The organism is Streptomyces sp. P6-2-1 (genome assembly GCF_050613165.1).
Taxonomy (GTDB): Bacteria; Actinomycetota; Actinomycetes; order Streptomycetales; family Streptomycetaceae; genus Streptomyces.
In genome coordinates this window covers 1,495,171-1,510,414 of sequence record NZ_CP192513.1, presented here as the reverse complement: position 1 = coordinate 1,510,414, position 15,244 = coordinate 1,495,171, and the positions used below count along the sequence as shown (strand labels likewise).

Sequence of the window (15,244 nt, the reverse complement as noted above, 5' to 3'; positions counted from 1 at the left end):
TAAAGAAACCCGCGAGTCGCAGGTTTTTACCGGTGAGGATTTGAACTGATCACAAGAAGGTCACTACTGTCGGCCCGAACTCTCGCTCGGTTGATCACCCATCCGGGGTGGCGGTGAGAGGGCACCGCCCACCGGTGGATCGGTAGGCGGCTGGAGGAAGAAGGAGCTCGCCTTCGTGGCGTCCCACCGTCGACCGAAGCAGCCGAGCCGCGCCCGCGTGACCGTGCTCACCGCGACCGCCGCTGCTGCCGTGGCCCTCACTTCGCAGGCCGCGCACGCAGATCCCAAGCCCACCAAGTCCGAGGTGAAGTCGAAGGTCGACAAGCTCTACGACGAAGCGGAGCAGGCGACCGAGAAGCTCAACGGGGCAACCGAGAAGCAGAAGAAGCTGGAGAAGGAGGTCGACGCCATCCAGGACAAGGTGGCGCGCGGCCAGGACGAGCTGAACGAGCAGCGCAAGTCGCTCGGCGCGGTCGCGGCCGCCCAGTACCGTTCCGGCGGCATCGACCCCTCCGTGCAGCTCTTCCTCTCCGCCGACCCGGACTCCTTCCTCCAGCAGGCCGGGGCCCTCGACCAGCTGAGCGCGCAGCAGACGCAGCAGCTCAAGCAGATCCAGGCCAAGCAGCGCAAGCTCGCCCAGGAGCGCAAGGAGGCCGCCGACAAGCTCGCCGACCTCGCCGACACGCGCAAGGAGCTGGGCAAGAAGAAGAGCGAGGTCAAGGCGAAGCTCGCCGAGGCCCAGCGGCTCCTCAACTCGATGACGGCCGCGGAGAAGGCCGCGCTCCAGGCGGAGCAGGACCGCGCCAACCGCGCCAGCGAGCGCACCGCGCTCACCTCGGCGCCCGGCACCGTGGCCAACCCCGGCAAGGGCTCGGGCATGGCGGGCGCGGCGTTCTCGGCCGCCCAGACGCAGCTCGGCAAGCCGTACGTCTTCGGCGCCACGGGCCCCAGCTCCTACGACTGCTCCGGCCTCACCTCCTGGGCCTACCGGCAGGCCGGGGTCTCACTCCCGCGTACCTCGCAGGCGCAGGCGAACGCCGGGACGCGCATCTACTCGCAGAGCCAGCTCCAGGTCGGCGACCTCGTGCTCTTCTACGGCGACCTGCACCACATCGGTCTCTACGCGGGCAACGGCCAGGTGCTGCACGCCCCGCGCACCGGCACCGTCGTGCGCTACGAGTCGATCGGCAACATGCCCTTCCAGTTCGGCGTGCGCGTCTGAACCCCCCGCGGCCGTAACGGCGTTCACCGGAGCCCCGGGAAGCACCCGCTTCCCGGGGCTCCGTCGTGTCCCGTACCGGCCGCGCCACACCCGCCCGATCGGGGGAATCCCGCGCCGCCGTGCTGACCCCGGGGACCCGCTGTGACCTGCGTGGGGGCGGCAGAAGGCGGGCGAACTCACCCAAAGCGTCCGCCCGTCGGTCGTTGGAGCCCGCCCCGGCGTGGGGCTACTGTCGGCGCGCGTTCCGGCACAGCGGCCGGGTCCAGGCCCGGCGCGCGCCGCCGCCGGTACCCGCCTCGACGCACCGGCCCCGCGCCCGTGCCCCAGCGAAAGGTCAGCGAACGCCGTGGCGACTCACCGCCGTTCCCTCTCCACCGGGCGCACCGCGCGCGGCGCGGTGCTCACCGCGGCCGCAGCGGCCGCGTTCGCCGCGGTACCGGGCGTCGCCCCGGCCGAGGCCGCCCCGCATCCCGATCCGCGGGAGATCGCGGCGGGGCTCGACTCGCTCTACGCCCAGGCGGAGCGTGCCACCGAGGCGTACAACAAGTCCGACGAGCGCGCCGACAAGCTCCGGGCCACCGTGCGCCGCTCCACCGACGCCGTCGCGCGCGCCCAGGAACGCGTCAACACGATGCGTGGCGCCGTCGGTTCGCTCGCCGCCGCGCAGTACCGCTCGGGGGGCATCGACCCCACGCTCGCCCTGCTGCTCACCTCTCACCCGGACCGCTACCTCAGCCACGCGGCGCTCCTCGACCAGGTCGGCGCCCAGCGCGCCGCCGCACTCGGCCGCCTCGTCGGCGCCCAGCGCGAACTCGCCCAGGACCGTATCGAGGCGCGGCAGGCGCTGCGCCGCCTGGAGCGCACCCGCAAGGACGTGTCCCGGCACAAGCGCACCGTCGAGGCGAAGCTCGCCGCGGCACGCCGGCTGCTCAACGCGCTGCCCGCCGAGGAGCGCGCGGCGGTACGGGACAGCGTCGGCCCCGGGGCGGGTGCCCTCGTGGGCGCGACGCACACGCGGGCCGCGCGGGGCGCGGGCGCCGGGCTGCCGCCCGGCACCGCCGCGGTCTCCGGGCGGGCGGCGGCGGCCGTCGCCGCGGCCCGCTCCGCGCTCGGACGCCCCTACGTGTGGGGCGCTTCGGGGCCGGGGTCCTTCGACTGCTCGGGGCTCATGCAGTGGGCCTGGGGGCAGGCCGGGGTCGGGCTGCCCCGTACCTCGCAGGCCCAGGCGGGCGCGGGGCAGCGGGTGCCGCTCTCGCAGGCGCGCCCCGGGGACCTCGTCACCTTCCGCTCGGACGCGAGCCACGTCGGCATGTACGTCGGCGGCGGCCAGGTCATCCACGCCCCGCACCCGGGCGCCGCCGTGCGCTACGAGTCCGTCCACATGCTCCCGATCCACGCGGTGACCCGGCCCTGAGCACCCGGCAGGACGCACATGCCGGCCCCCGGGGGGACGTGGGGCGGGGCCGCCGGGGGAGCGGCGGGGCGCCGCCGTATGCTCGCCGCGTGGCCCGAAGCCGACCCCCGTACCCCCGCCCAGGACGCGCCCGCCCCCGCTCCGGGCGCGCCGCCGCGCTCGCCGTCCTGCTGCTGCTCAGCGGCTGCGCCGGAGGCGGGGACGAGAGCGGGGGCGACACCGGCACGCGGGTGCGGGCCGTGCTCGCCGCGCGCGGCGACGCGGTGCGGGAGGGCGACCGCGCCGACTGGCTCGCGACCGCGGCCCCCGGCACGGCGCGCGAGCGCGCGCGGACCGTCTTCGCCAACCTCGACGCGCTCGCGCCCAGCGCTTGGAGCTACCGCGTCACCTCCGTCAGGCCCGAGGGCGACCACGCGGCGGTCCGCGCGACGCTCTCGTACCGCGTCAAGGGCTACGACAGCGCGTCCGTCACCGCGCCGCGCGCCCTCACGCTGCGCCGCGTCGACGGCCGGTGGTACGTGAGCGCGGACAAGCCCGCGCCCGGGGCCCCGCAACAGCTGTGGGAGCAGGGCAGGATGACCGTCGTGCGCGGCGCTGACTCGCTCGTGCTCGGCGTCGGCCAGGCGCGCGCGAAGCTCGCCGACGTCGCGGGGCTCGCCGACGACGCGGTGCCCGCCGTGCGCCGCGTGTGGCCCGAGCGGTGGCCGGGGCGGCTCATCGTGCTCCTTCCCGCCTCGCTCGACCGCATGGCGGCCCTGCTCGGCGAGAAACCCGCCGACTACCGGGGCATCGCCGCCGTCACGACGGGCGAACTCGGCTCCGCGGCGCACGTCCCCGCCGACCGCGTCACCGTCAACCCCGAGGCGTACGAGGAACTCGGCGCCTTCGGCAAGCGCTTCGTGCTCATCCACGAGGCCACGCACGTCGCGACCCGCTCCGCCACGAGCGCGGCGACCCCGCTGTGGCTCTCGGAGGGCTTCGCCGACTGGGCCGGCTACCACGGCAGCGGCCGCACCCCGCGCCAGGTCGCCCCCGAACTCGCCGAGAGGGTCCGCGAGGGCGAGGCGCCCACCGCGCTGCCCACCGACGCCGACTTCGCCTTCGCCGGGGACCCGGACCGGCTCGCCCGGGCCTACGAGGGCGGCTGGCTCGCCTGCCGGATGATCGCCGAGCAGTGGGGCGAGCCGAAACTCCGCGACTTCTACCGGGCGGTGGGCAAGCACAGGAGCGAGGACGGCGCCGTCGCTGCCGCCGCGCGGAAGGTGCTCGGGGTGAGCGAACGGGAACTCGTCGGGAGATGGACCGGGTACGTGAAGGAACAGCTCGCCTAGCGGGAGCCCGCCACGACCCGCGGACCGGCGGGCCCCAGGACGTCCGTCCTAGGCGTCCGTCGTGGCCCACCCCGGCACGCGCTCGCGCTCCGCGCTCCCGGCCCGCGCACGCCCCCGTACCGTCTCGCGCCACAGCGCCCGGCAGGCCAGCACCGTCGCCGCCACGAGCAGCCCGTTGCGCACGACGAGCAGCCCCGTGCCGAACGGCGTCGAGCCGACGACGTCCCCGAAGTACACGGGGAACTCCAGCCACGTCACGAACGAGGCGAGCACCGTGAGCACGACGGGGAGCGTCATCCGCCCGCCCCGGTACAGCAGGCACACCGCGCCGAGCCCGAGCAGCCACACCAGGTACTGCGGGCTGATGACCCGGCTCGTCGTCGTGAAGAGCAGCAGCGCCGTGAACGCCGCGTCGGCGAACGTCGCCTCGCCCCACACCCGCGCCCGCACGCGCCACAGCACGAGCCAGCCGAGCGCCAGCACACTGAGCACCTGCGCGAGCGTCGACACGAGCGGCACACCCGTACCGAGGAACTCCATCGAGCCGTAGTGGAACTCGACGCGCCCCTCCCAGCCGAAGCGCCGCGCGAAGTGGAACACGAGCGCGCCGAGCGACTCGACCTCCGTGCCCCTGTCGCGCTGCGCGGTGAGGAACGAGAGGCTGCCCGGCATCGTGAGTCCGAAGGCGGCGAGCAGTACGAGCCCCGTGACGGCCGCGCTCGTCCACGAGCGGCGCGTCTCGCGCCCGCGCGGCGTCCCGGCGAGCAGCAGCACGGGCCAGCCCTTGACGACGGCACCGAGCGCCGCCAGCGCACCGAAGCGCCGCGCCCGGCGCGTCCCCACGAGCAGCGCCGCGACCGCGAGCGCCGTGACCATGACGTCGTAGCGCGCGTAGACCGTCGGCCCGAGCAGCGGCACACCCACGACCCACACCCACACGCCCGCCCAGCGGCGCCCCCGCGCCCGGACCGCGTACAGGAGCAGCGCCGTCACGAGCGCGTCGCACACGAGCGCGAGGACGAAGAACGCCGTCGCGTACGGCCAGAACGGCAGCAGCTTCGGCGCGAGGATCGCGAGCGCGGCGCCCGGCGGGTACTGCCACGTCACGTCGTGCTCGGGGAAGGCGCCGCCCGACAGGACGTTCGCCCAGTTCTGGTACGTGACCGAGACATCGCCCGTCACGTCGAGCCCCGGGGGCACGATCACCTTGAGCACGGAGAGCAGGAGCAGCGCCCGCGTCGCCGCCCACACCGCGAGCGCGCCCGCCGTCCGCGTCCACGTCGCCCGCCCAGTCCGTTCGCTCACGTACCGTCCCGCTCTCGTCTCGTCGCGTCGCCCGCGCCTTCGGGGCCCCGGGTCCGGGTGTGCCTTCGGGCCCGGAGTCCGGGTCATGATGCCTGCCCCGCCTGCCGCGGGCCATCGCCCCGGGCGCTGTGTCCCGGTTCGCCCGCCGAGCGGCCGTACCTTTCGGCCCGCGCCCCCGGTGACCGGTACTGTCGGCGGCGATGGACAGGACCTTGATCGTCACCAACGACTTCCCGCCACGCCCCGGCGGCATCCAGTCGTTCCTGCACAACATGGCGCTCCGCCTCGACCCCGAGCGCTTCGTCGTCTACGCGTCGACGTGGAAACGGAGCCACGAGGGCCGCGAGGCCACGGCCGCCTTCGACGCCGAGCAGCCCTTCCGCGTGCACCGCGACCAGACCACGATGCTGCTCCCCACGCCGCGCACCACCGCGCGCGCCAGGCTGCTCCTGAAGCGGTACGAGGCGACCTCGGTGTGGTTCGGGGCCGCCGCCCCGCTCGGCCTCATGGCCCCCGCGCTGCGCGCCGCCGGGGCCACGCGGCTCGTCGGCACGACGCACGGGCACGAGGCGGGCTGGGCGCAGCTTCCCGGGGCCCGTGAGCTGCTGCGGCGGATCGGCGAGGGCACCGACACGCTCACGTACCTCGGCGCCTACACGCGCGCGCGGATCGCCCGCGCACTCACCCCCGAGGCCGCCGCCCGCATGGTCCAACTGCCGCCGGGCGTCGACGAGAAGGTCTTCCACCCCGGCTCGGGAGGGCCCGCGCTGCGCGCCGCGATGGGGCTCGCGGACCGGCCCGTCGTCGTGTGCGTCTCGCGGCTCGTGCGGCGCAAGGGGCAGGACACGCTCATCCGGGCCTGGCCCGCCGTGCTGCGCGCGCAGCCCGACGCCGTGCTCCTGATCGTCGGGGAGGGGCCGTACGGGGACGACCTGCGGCGCCTCGCGCGCGAGACCGGGGTCGCCGGCTCCGTACGGTTCACGGGCGGCGTCCCGTGGTCCGAACTGCCCGCGCACTACGGCGCGGGGGACGTCTTCGCGATGCCGTGCCGGACGCGGCGCGGGGGGCTCGACGTCGAGGGGCTCGGGATCGTGTACCTGGAGGCGTCGGCGACCGGGCTCCCCGTCGTCGCGGGGGACTCTGGGGGCGCGCCGGACGCCGTCAAGGAGGGTGAGACGGGGTACGTGGTGCGGGGCGAGAGCGTCGCGCAGACCGCGGAGCGGATCGTCACGCTGCTCGGGGACGGGGCGCTGCGCGAGCGGATGGGGGCCGCGGGGCGGGCGTGGGTGGAGGAGAAGTGGCGCTGGGACCTCCTCGCGGAGAGGCTGAAGGAGCTGCTGTGAGGGGGCGGCGGGCGTCCGCCCCCGCCGCCTCACTTCCGGTACAGGGCCTCGATCTCTTCCGCGTAGTCCTTCGTGACGACCGAGCGCTTGAGCTTGAGCGACGGGGTCAGGTGGCCGGACTCCTCGGTGAACTGGGTGTCCAGGACACGGAACTTGCGGACCGACTCGGCCTTCGAGACCGCGAGGTTGCCCTCGTCCACGGCCTCCTGGAGCGTGGCGAGCAACTCCGGGTCCTCGCGCAGCGCGGCGACCGTCGCCGTGGGCCTGCCGTGGTCCTTCGCCCAGTGGACGAGGAACTCCTCGTCGAGCGTGAGGAGCGCGCCGACGAAGGGACGGCCGTCGCCGACGACCATGCACTCGGCGACGAGCGCGTTGCCCCTGATGCGGTCCTCGATGACGGCGGGGGCGACGTTCTTGCCGCCCGCCGTCACGATGATCTCCTTCTTGCGGCCCGTGATCGCGAGGTAGCCGTCCGCGTCGAGCGTCCCGAGGTCCCCGGTGTGGAACCAGCCGTCAGCGAGCGCCTCGGCGGTCGCGGCCTCGTTGTTCCAGTACCGCGTGAACAGGTGCTCGCCGTGGAGCAGGACCTCGCCGTCGTCGGCGATCCGTACCACCGAGCCGGGCAGCGGCTGCCCCACCGTGCCGATCTTCTGCCGGTCCCAGGGGTTGAAGGCCGTCGCCGCGCAGGACTCGGTGAGCCCGTACCCCTCCAGGACCGTGAAGCCGATGCCGCGGAAGAAGTGCCCGAGCCGCTCACCGAGCGGCGCGCCGCCCGAGATCGCGTACTCGCCGCGCCCGCCGAGCACGGCACGCAGCTTCGCGTACACGAGCCTGTCGAAGAGCTTGTGCCGCAGTCGCAGCCCGAGCGAGGCGCCCTGCGGCGTGTCGAGCGCGCGGCTGTACGCGATCGCCGTGTCGGCGGCGCGGTCGAAGATTCGGCCCTTGCCGCCCGCCTGCGCCTGCGCGCGCGCCGCGTTGTAGACCTTCTCGAAGACGCGCGGGACGCCGAGGACCATCGTCGGCCGGAAGGCGCTCAGCTCCTCGGTCAGGTGCTTGATGTCGGGCGCGTGCCCGAGCTTGATCGGCGCCATGAGCGCCGCGACCTCCACGAGCCGCCCGAAGACGTGCGCGACCGGCAGGAAGAGCAGCACGGAGCACTCGCCGGTGCGGAAGAGCGGCTTGAGGCGCTCCACGACGTTCCCGCACTCGGCGAAGAAATTGCGGTGCGTGAGGACGCAGCCCTTGGGGCGGCCCGTCGTGCCCGAGGTGTAGACGATCGTCGCCGGGTCGTCCGCGCCGACCGCGGCCGCCCGCTCGTCGAGCACGCCGTCGGGTACGTCCGAGCCCGCCGCGCCCAGCGCGCCGATCGCGTCCTCGTCGAGGCGCCACACCTGCTTCAGCTCCGGCAGCCCGGTCCGTACCGCCTCGACCGTCCTGGCGTGCTCCGCGCTCTCCACGAGGCACGCGACCGCGCCCGAGTCGCCGAGAATCCACCGCACCTGCTCCTCGGAGCTGGTCTCGTAGACGGGCACGGTGACCGCTCCGGCCATCCAGATGGCGAAGTCGACGAGCGTCCACTCGTAGCGGGTACGGGACATGAGGCCGACGCGGTCGCCCGGGCCGACGCCCGAGGCGATGAGGCCCCTGGCCACGGCGCTGACCTCGGCGAGGAACGTCGTCGCCGTCACGTCGCGCCACACCCCGTCGACCTTGCGGCCGAGCACCGCCACGTCCGGGTGCCGCGCGGCGTTGCGGCGGACGATGTCGGCCAGGTTGCCGCCCGCGGGGACCTCGTACAGGGCCGGAAGGCTGAACTCGCGCAAAGCTGCTCCTCGTAGGGCACCGGTGGCCATCACGTGGAGTGCGTGTGCGCCGCGACGGTGCGGGTGCCCCCGGCAGGGGGCAGGACGGACTGCCCGGACGTTACCCACCGGTAAGCGGTTCCGATAGGGGGGTCCGGAGAGATGTTCACTCCGTCACACTCCCTCGGTGGGGCTTGCGGGCAGGGTAGTCCCCTGTGGGGGACTTTGGGGAGTAACCGCAGGTGAGGGCCGTGCCGCCGGGGGAGTACTAGGCTGAACGCATGACGCGGGTTCATGTGGTGAGTGACGTGCACGGGAACGCGCGGGATCTCGCGCACGCCGGGGAAGGGGCGGACGCGCTCGTCTGCCTCGGGGACCTCGTCATGTTCCTCGACTACGCCGACCACTCGCACGGCATCTTCCCCGACCTCTTCGGCACCGAGGCCGCCGACAAGATCGTCGAACTGCGCACCGCGCGCCGCTTCCCCGAGGCGCACGCCTTCGGCCGCTCCCTGTGGGAGGCGCTCGGCGAGGAGCCGGGACCCGCCATCGAGCGCGCCACGCGCCGCCAGTACGCGCGCCTGTTCGCCGCGATGCCCACGCCCACGTACGCGACCTTCGGCAACGTCGACCTCCCGCACCTGTGGCCCGAGTACGCGCACCCCGGGGTCACCGTCCTGGACGGGCAGCGCGCCGAGATCGGCGGGCGCGTCTTCGGCTTCGTCGGCGGCGGACTGCGCACCCCGATGCGCACCCCGTACGAGCGCGACGAGGAGGAGTACGCGGCCCTCGTCGAACAGCTCGGCGAGGTCGACGTGCTGTGCACCCACATCCCGCCCGAGGTGCCCGAACTCTGCTACGACACCGTCGCCCGCCGCTTCGAGCGCGGCAGCGGCGCCCTCCTCGCGGCGATCCGCCGCACCCGCCCCCGCTACCACCTCTTCGGCCACGTCCACCAGCCGCTCGTGCCCCGGGCGAGGATCGGCGCGACCGAGTGCGTGAACGTCGGTCACTTCGCGTCAACCGGCCGTCCCTGGGCCCTCACGTGGTGAGTACGGGCCCTGACGAGGCGCGTGCCGGGGAGCGGTAGCCTTGCCCGCGCGGGCCCCGCACCGCGTCCCCGCCACCCGGCAGCACGGAGGAGTCACGGCGATGGCCGAACACACCAGCTCAAGCATCACCATCGAGGCCGCTCCGGCCACGGTCATGGGTGTGATCGCCGACTTCGCCCGCTACCCCGACTGGACCGGCGAGGTCAAGGAGGCCGAGGTGCTCGCGAGCGACACCGAGGGCCGCGCCGAGCAGGTCCGCCTCGTCATGGACGCGGGCGCCATCAAGGACGACCAGACCCTCGCCTACACGTGGGTGAGCCCCGACGAGGTCACCTGGACCCTCGTCAAGTCCCAGATGCTGCGCTCCCTCGACGGCTCCTACCGGCTGCGCGCCACGGGCGCGGCGACCGAGGTGACCTACCAGCTCACCGTGGATGTCAAGATCCCCATGCTCGGCATGATCAAGCGCAAGGCCGAGAAGGTCATCATCGACCGCGCCCTCGCGGGGCTGAAGAAGCGCGTCGAATCGGGCACGGCGCCCGCCACCGAGGGCTGATCCCCTCCGTGCGTACCGTCCTCGTCACCGGACCCGGCGGGGCCGGACGCACCACACTCGCCGCCGCCACCGCGCTCACCGCGGCCCGCGCCGGAACGCCCACCCTCCTCCTCACCCAGGGCCGGGGCCCGGCCCCGCTCGGCCTCCCCTCCGCCACCGAGCCCACCGAGCCCACCGAAGCCGCCCCGGGGCTGCACGTCGTCGCCGCCGACCCCGCCGCCGCCTTCCGGGGCGGGGTGCGCGGCCTCCAGGACCGCGCGGGCGCCCTCCTCGGACTGCTCGGCGCCGCCCCCCTGGAGGACGGCGAACTCGCGCCCCCGCCCGGGCTCGCCCCGTACGCCCTCCTCACCGCGCTCCACCGGCACGCGAGCGACGCCTACGGCCTCGTCGTCGTGGACCTTCCCGCGGGCACCGAGGGACTCGCCCTCCTCGCCGCGCCCGCGCTCCTGCGCCGCTACCTCGACCGGCTCCTGCCCCGGCAGCGCCAGGCGGCGCGCGCCCTGCGGCCCGTACTCGGCAGGCTCGCGGGCGTCCCGCTGCCCGGCGAGGAGTGGTACGAGGCCGCCGCGCGCGCCGAGGCCGCGCTCGCCGCGAGCGAGGCGCGCCTGACCGGCCCCGGCACGAGCCTGCTGCCCGTCGTGGAACCCGGCCGCGCGGGTACGGAGGCGCTCCGCCTGACCCGTGTCGCCGCCGCGCTGTACGGCGTCGCGCTCGACCGCCCGCTCGCCAACCGCGTCCTGCCCGAAGGGGCCTTCGGCGCGGCGGCCCAGCACGCGGCCCTCAGGACGTACGAGGACGCGCACCCGCTCCCGCACCTCGGCGCCGAACCGGCCGGGCCCGCCGACCTCGAAGCGCTCGGCGCCCCGCTGCCGGGCGCCCCGGTACCCGCGCCGGAGTGGACCCTCCACGACCTGCGCGCGAAGACGGGCCTCATCGAGTGGCACGTGCCCCTGCCCGGAGCGGAGCGCGCCGAACTCGACCTCTACCGCTTCGAGGACGAACTCGCCGTCACCGCGGGCCCCTTCCGCCGCACCCGCCCCCTCCCCTCGGCCCTGCGCCGCTGCGACGTCACGGGCGCGGCCCTGCGCGAGGGCGCGCTGCGGGTCAGGTTCCGGCCGACGCCGGGGCTGTGGCCGGAGGGCTGAGCGGGAGGAAGGGGCGGGGGCCGGTGGGGGTGACGGGCCGGTGCCGGTGCGGGTGCCGGTGCCGGTGCCGGGGCCTGGGGGCGCGGGCAGGCGTCGGGGCGGGGCGTCGGGGCAGTGCGTCGGGCGGGTATCGGGGCAGTGCGTCGGGCGGGGCGGCGGCGGGGCTTTCCGCGGGAGGGTGCCCCGGGGCCCGTTGCCCGGCGGGGCCGGTCCGGTACCGTCGAAGACACACCCGTGCCCCAGGAGTCCGCCATGAGCGAAGCGAATCCGTCCCAGCCGCCCGAGGACGCCGCGGGCGACGCCTGGTCCGAAGCCTGCGCCGAGGACCTCGCCGCCGAGCGCGAGCGCCGTGCCCGCGAGGGGCGGGCCGAGACCGGTTCCGCCGCCGAGGAGCTGCTGCGCCTCGCCGACACGCTCGCCGAGAAGCTGACCGGCCTGACCTCGCGCGCCGCGGGGCCCCTCCAGGGCGAGGCCGTGCGCCACGTCGTCGGGCAGGCGCGCTCCTTCGTCGAGCCCGTCATCGCCCGCAATCCCGAGGTGCTCGACCACCTCGCCGCGGCCGGCTCCGAACTCCTCGCCGCCTACCGCTCGGCCGTCACGGGGCAGGAAGCGCGCTGGACCCGCGAGAAGCCCTCCCAGGGCCCCGCGGGCGATCCCCTGCGCAAGCCCCCGCCCGAGGAGGGGGAGGGCGGCCGGGGGGAGCGCATCGATCTCGACTGACAGGCCCTCGCGTAAGGTTGAGCCTCAGCGGGGCTCGACCGAAAACTGAGGGACACATGGGACTCACCATCGGCGTCGACATCGGCGGTACCAAGATCGCGGCTGGAGTGGTGGACGAGGAGGGCACGATCCTCTCCACGTTCACCGTGCCCACGCCGCCCACCGCCGAGGCCATCGTCGACGCGATCTCCAGCGCGGTCGCCGGGGCCAGCAAGGGACACGACATCGAGGCCGTGGGCATCGGCGCGGCCGGATACGTGGACGACAAGCGGGCCACCGTCCTCTTCGCACCCAATATCGACTGGCGGCACGAACCGCTCAAGGACAAGGTCGAGAAGCGCGTCGGCCTCCCCGTGGTCGTCGAGAACGACGCGAACGCCGCCGCCTGGGGCGAGTACCGCTTCGGCGCGGGCCAGGGGCACGAGGACGTCATCTGCATCACCCTCGGCACAGGGCTCGGCGGCGGCATCATCATCGGCAACAAGCTCCGGCGCGGCCGCTTCGGCGTCGCCGCCGAGTTCGGCCACATCCGGGTCGTCCCCGACGGCCTCCTGTGCGGCTGCGGCAGCCAGGGCTGCTGGGAGCAGTACGCCTCCGGACGCGCCCTCGTCCGCTACGCCAAGCAGCGCGCCAACGCGACCCCGGAGAACGCCGAGATCCTCCTCGGCTTCGGCGACGGCACCGCGGACGGCATCGAGGGCAAGCACATCAGCCAGGCCGCCCGCCGGGGCGACCCGGTCGCCGTCGACTCCTTCCGCGAACTGGCCCGCTGGGCCGGGGCAGGACTCGCCGACCTCGCCTCGCTCTTCGACCCCTCCGCCTTCATCGTCGGCGGCGGCGTGTCGGACGAGGGCGACCTCGTGCTCGACCCGATCCGCCGCTCCTTCCGGCGCTGGCTCATCGGCGGCGCCTGGCGCCCGCACGCCCAGGTGCTTGCCGCCCAGCTCGGCAACAAGGCAGGACTCGTCGGCGCCGCCGACCTCGCCCGTCAGGGCTGAACGCCCCTGTCGCAAGGGCCTGTTCACAAGGTGCCGCCCCGCTCGCAGCGGGGCGGCACCCGTGTGTCCGGGGTCCGTGATCATGAGGTGAGGGCCAGGGGTTAGCTTGGGCGCCATGAGCACCGCCGCGCCGCAGCACCTGCCCGCTTCCCGTACCGAGGAGGACGGCTCGGCCGTCGTACGGGTCCTCAGCTACAACATCCGCTCGATGCGCGACGACACCGCCGCGCTCGGCCGTGTCATCCGCGCCTGCGAGCCCGACCTCGTCCTGATCCAGGAGGCCCCGCGCTTCTTCCGCTGGCGCAAGGCCCTCTCCCGCCTCGCCCGCTCGGCCGGGCTCGTCACCCTCGCGGGCGGCGCGACCGCCGCGGGGCCCGCCCTGCTCTGCTCGCTGCGCGCGACCGTCGAGCGCACCGAGGACGTCCTGCTGCCTCTCACGCCCGGCCTGCACCGGCGCGGCTTCTCGACGGCCGTCGTACGGTTCGGCGCCGCGCGGCTCGGCGTGGTGAGCTGCCACCTGAGTCTGGCGAAGGACGAACGGCTCGCGCAGGCCCGGCTGTTGACCGAGCGGGCGGAACGGCTGGGGGCCGCGCACGTCCTCGTCGGGGGCGACCTCAACGAGGGGCCGAAGGGGAAAGCCTTCCGGCACGTGGCGGGGCGGCTGCGCGACGCGTGGGAGGTCCGGCCCTGGGGCGGCGAGTTCACCTCCACCGCCGAGAACCCGTACCAGCGGATCGACGCGCTGTTCGTGAGCGAGGGGGTCGAGGTGCTGGGGTGCGGGGTGCCGACACTGGAGGGCGCCGACGTACGGGCCGCTTCCGACCACTTGCCGGTGCTCGCCGTGCTGCGGCTGCCCGCCGAGGGGTAGTCGCCCTCGCCGGGGCGGGGCCTCGCGCGGCCCCGCCCACGACCCCGCTCCCCGGTCCGCCCCGGCCTTCGGCCGGGAGGTGCCCCGGAGGGGCTGGACCCGGTCACACCACCGCGCCCCGCCCCGGGTCCTCCTCGTCCTCGTCGTCGCCCGTGCCCATGCGGATGACCAGTGTGACGAAGCCGCCCACGAAGCCGCCGATGCACAGGGTCGCGAGCCACCAGGTCATGTCCCAGTCGAGGAGGACGGCCAGGAGGGTCAGGACCGGGCCGCCGATCACCGCGAGCCAGGCGAACTTCGAGGTCACGTCGGACTCGGGGAGTTCGGGGTCCGGCGGGACGAAGTGGCCTTCGTCCTCGTCCGCGAGGCTGTGGTCGCGGGGGCCAGGGGGCGGGACGCTCCTGACGCCCGGCGCGAAGGCGACGGAGCCGCCGAGCGCCGGCTTCTCGTCCGGCTCCCCGGCGTCCGGTTCCCGCGAGGTCCGCTCGTTCTTCGAACGCGCCTCCAGGCCCGCCAGGTCCTCGACCGATTTGAAGGGCTTCGTGCCCGGCGGGTCGTCCGGCTCCTCGCCGTACCCCGCGACGATCGCCGCCCACGCGGCCTCCTCGTCGAGCGGGGGCACGCCGCTCTCCTCCGGCTCCCTGCTCTCCTCGCGCTCCGCGCCGTTCTCAGCCACCGCTGGCCGTCCCTTCCTGGCCGACAAGGCCGACATGGGCGTACTCGGGGGCGATCCGGGCCACGAAGGACTCGCTCTCCGCGAAGATCCGGTCCGCGTCGTTGTCCAACGTCGCGACATGGTGACTGTGTTCCAGGACCAGCTCGCCGGTGTCCGCCGAGGAGACCCGGGCGAGCACGCGCGCCGCGTCGGCGGGCGGCACGACGTGGTCGGTGGCGCTGTGCAGGAGGAGCAGCGGCTGCGAGACGCGCGGCAGGTCGCGGTCCACGATCCGGAAGAAGCGCCGCAAGGAGTGCGCGGCGTGCAGCGGGACCCGCGGGTAGCCGGTCTCCTCGACGCCCTCCTTCGCGATGTCGCTCACGATCCCCTTCGTCGAGGGCAGGAGGTGCCGGGCCACGGGGAGCGCGTGCGCCGCGAGACCGTGCACCTTGAGCGCCGGGTTCACCAGGACGAGACCCGCGACCGCGTCCCCGTGCAGCTCCGCGAGCCGCAGTGCGAGCGCCCCGCCCATCGACAATCCCGCCACGAACACCGTCGCGCACCGCTCGCGCAACTCGGCGAAGGCCCTGTCCACCTCCGCGTACCAGTCCTGCCAGCCCGTGACCTGGAGGTCCTGCCAGCGCGTCCCGTGCCCGGGCAGCAGCGGCAGCGACACGCTCAGCCCGCGCGCCGCCAGGTACGCGGCCCAGGGCCGCAGCGACTGCGGGCTCCCCGTGAAGCCGTGGCACAACAGGACTCCGGTGGCACCGCCCTCGTGGCGGTAGGGCTCGGCTCCGGCGATGACCGGCACGACGGGCTCCTTCGGTGGGACG

14 protein-coding genes are annotated in these 15,244 nt (G+C 74.7%); 10 read left to right on the top strand and 4 right to left on the bottom strand.

Annotation, left to right across the window (positions count from 1 at the left end):
• Positions 1 to 175 precede the first annotated feature (175 nt).
• The 3 genes from ACQYWQ_RS06665 (at position 176) to ACQYWQ_RS06655 (ending at position 3,967) form a co-directional block, all read left to right on the top strand.
• Positions 176 to 1,222, top strand: a complete 1,047-nt coding sequence (locus ACQYWQ_RS06665) for an NlpC/P60 family protein (protein WP_431032979.1) — start codon at positions 176 to 178, stop codon at positions 1,220 to 1,222.
• A gap of 346 nt (positions 1,223 to 1,568) precedes the next feature.
• Complete coding sequence (locus ACQYWQ_RS06660) at positions 1,569 to 2,636, top strand: NlpC/P60 family protein (RefSeq protein WP_431032978.1); 1,068 nt, start codon at positions 1,569 to 1,571, stop codon at positions 2,634 to 2,636.
• 89 nt (positions 2,637 to 2,725) lie between these two features.
• Positions 2,726 to 3,967 carry a hypothetical protein gene (locus ACQYWQ_RS06655; protein ID WP_431032977.1) on the top strand — a complete coding sequence of 414 codons (1,242 nt, stop codon included), beginning with the start codon at positions 2,726 to 2,728 and terminating at the stop codon, positions 3,965 to 3,967.
• A 48-nt stretch (positions 3,968 to 4,015) separates the two neighbouring features.
• Here ACQYWQ_RS06655 and ACQYWQ_RS06650 read toward each other — a convergent pair whose 3' ends face one another.
• Entirely contained in the window at positions 4,016 to 5,272 is a 1,257-nt protein-coding gene (locus ACQYWQ_RS06650) for a glycosyltransferase 87 family protein (protein WP_431032976.1), read from the bottom strand.
• 200 nt (positions 5,273 to 5,472) lie between these two features.
• Between ACQYWQ_RS06650 and ACQYWQ_RS06645 the strand changes: the two genes are divergently transcribed.
• Complete coding sequence (locus ACQYWQ_RS06645) at positions 5,473 to 6,615, top strand: glycosyltransferase family 4 protein (protein ID WP_431032975.1); 1,143 nt, start codon at positions 5,473 to 5,475, stop codon at positions 6,613 to 6,615.
• Positions 6,616 to 6,644: 29 nt separating this feature from the next.
• Here the strand turns inward: ACQYWQ_RS06645 and ACQYWQ_RS06640 are convergent, their stop codons facing one another.
• A complete protein-coding gene (locus ACQYWQ_RS06640) occupies positions 6,645 to 8,438 on the bottom strand; it encodes an AMP-dependent synthetase/ligase (RefSeq protein WP_431032974.1) in 1,794 nt (597 codons plus the stop codon).
• Between the two features lie 260 nt (positions 8,439 to 8,698).
• Between ACQYWQ_RS06640 and ACQYWQ_RS06635 the strand changes: the two genes are divergently transcribed.
• The 6 genes from ACQYWQ_RS06635 (at position 8,699) to ACQYWQ_RS06610 (ending at position 13,756) form a co-directional block, all read left to right on the top strand.
• The gene (locus tag ACQYWQ_RS06635; protein ID WP_431032973.1) at positions 8,699 to 9,469 is read left to right on the top strand and encodes a metallophosphoesterase family protein; all 771 of its coding nucleotides are present in this window, start codon (positions 8,699 to 8,701) and stop codon (positions 9,467 to 9,469) included.
• A gap of 100 nt (positions 9,470 to 9,569) precedes the next feature.
• Entirely contained in the window at positions 9,570 to 10,025 is a 456-nt protein-coding gene (locus tag ACQYWQ_RS06630) for an SRPBCC family protein (protein ID WP_431032971.1), read from the top strand.
• An 8-nt stretch (positions 10,026 to 10,033) separates the two neighbouring features.
• Positions 10,034 to 11,170 (top strand): ArsA family ATPase, encoded by a 1,137-nt coding sequence (locus ACQYWQ_RS06625; RefSeq protein ID WP_431032970.1) that lies wholly within the window; start codon positions 10,034 to 10,036, stop codon positions 11,168 to 11,170.
• A 252-nt stretch (positions 11,171 to 11,422) separates the two neighbouring features.
• Positions 11,423 to 11,890, top strand: a complete 468-nt coding sequence (locus ACQYWQ_RS06620) for a DUF5304 family protein (RefSeq protein WP_431032969.1) — start codon at positions 11,423 to 11,425, stop codon at positions 11,888 to 11,890.
• A gap of 56 nt (positions 11,891 to 11,946) precedes the next feature.
• Positions 11,947 to 12,888, top strand: coding sequence for an ROK family glucokinase (locus tag ACQYWQ_RS06615; RefSeq protein WP_431032968.1), 942 nt, complete (start codon positions 11,947 to 11,949; stop codon positions 12,886 to 12,888).
• A 115-nt stretch (positions 12,889 to 13,003) separates the two neighbouring features.
• Positions 13,004 to 13,756, top strand: coding sequence for an endonuclease/exonuclease/phosphatase family protein (locus ACQYWQ_RS06610; protein ID WP_431032967.1), 753 nt, complete (start codon positions 13,004 to 13,006; stop codon positions 13,754 to 13,756).
• 103 nt (positions 13,757 to 13,859) lie between these two features.
• On the opposite strand, the gene ACQYWQ_RS06605 is transcribed toward ACQYWQ_RS06610, so the two are convergent.
• Both ACQYWQ_RS06605 and ACQYWQ_RS06600 read right to left on the bottom strand, forming a co-directional pair.
• Positions 13,860 to 14,468, bottom strand: a complete 609-nt coding sequence (locus ACQYWQ_RS06605; protein ID WP_431032965.1) for a hypothetical protein — start codon at positions 14,466 to 14,468, stop codon at positions 13,860 to 13,862.
• The gene (locus ACQYWQ_RS06600; protein ID WP_431032964.1) at positions 14,425 to 15,222 is read right to left on the bottom strand and encodes an alpha/beta hydrolase; all 798 of its coding nucleotides are present in this window, start codon (positions 15,220 to 15,222) and stop codon (positions 14,425 to 14,427) included. The genes ACQYWQ_RS06605 and ACQYWQ_RS06600 overlap by 44 nt, the downstream gene beginning before the upstream one ends.
• Between the last annotated feature and the right edge of the window lie 22 nt (positions 15,223 to 15,244).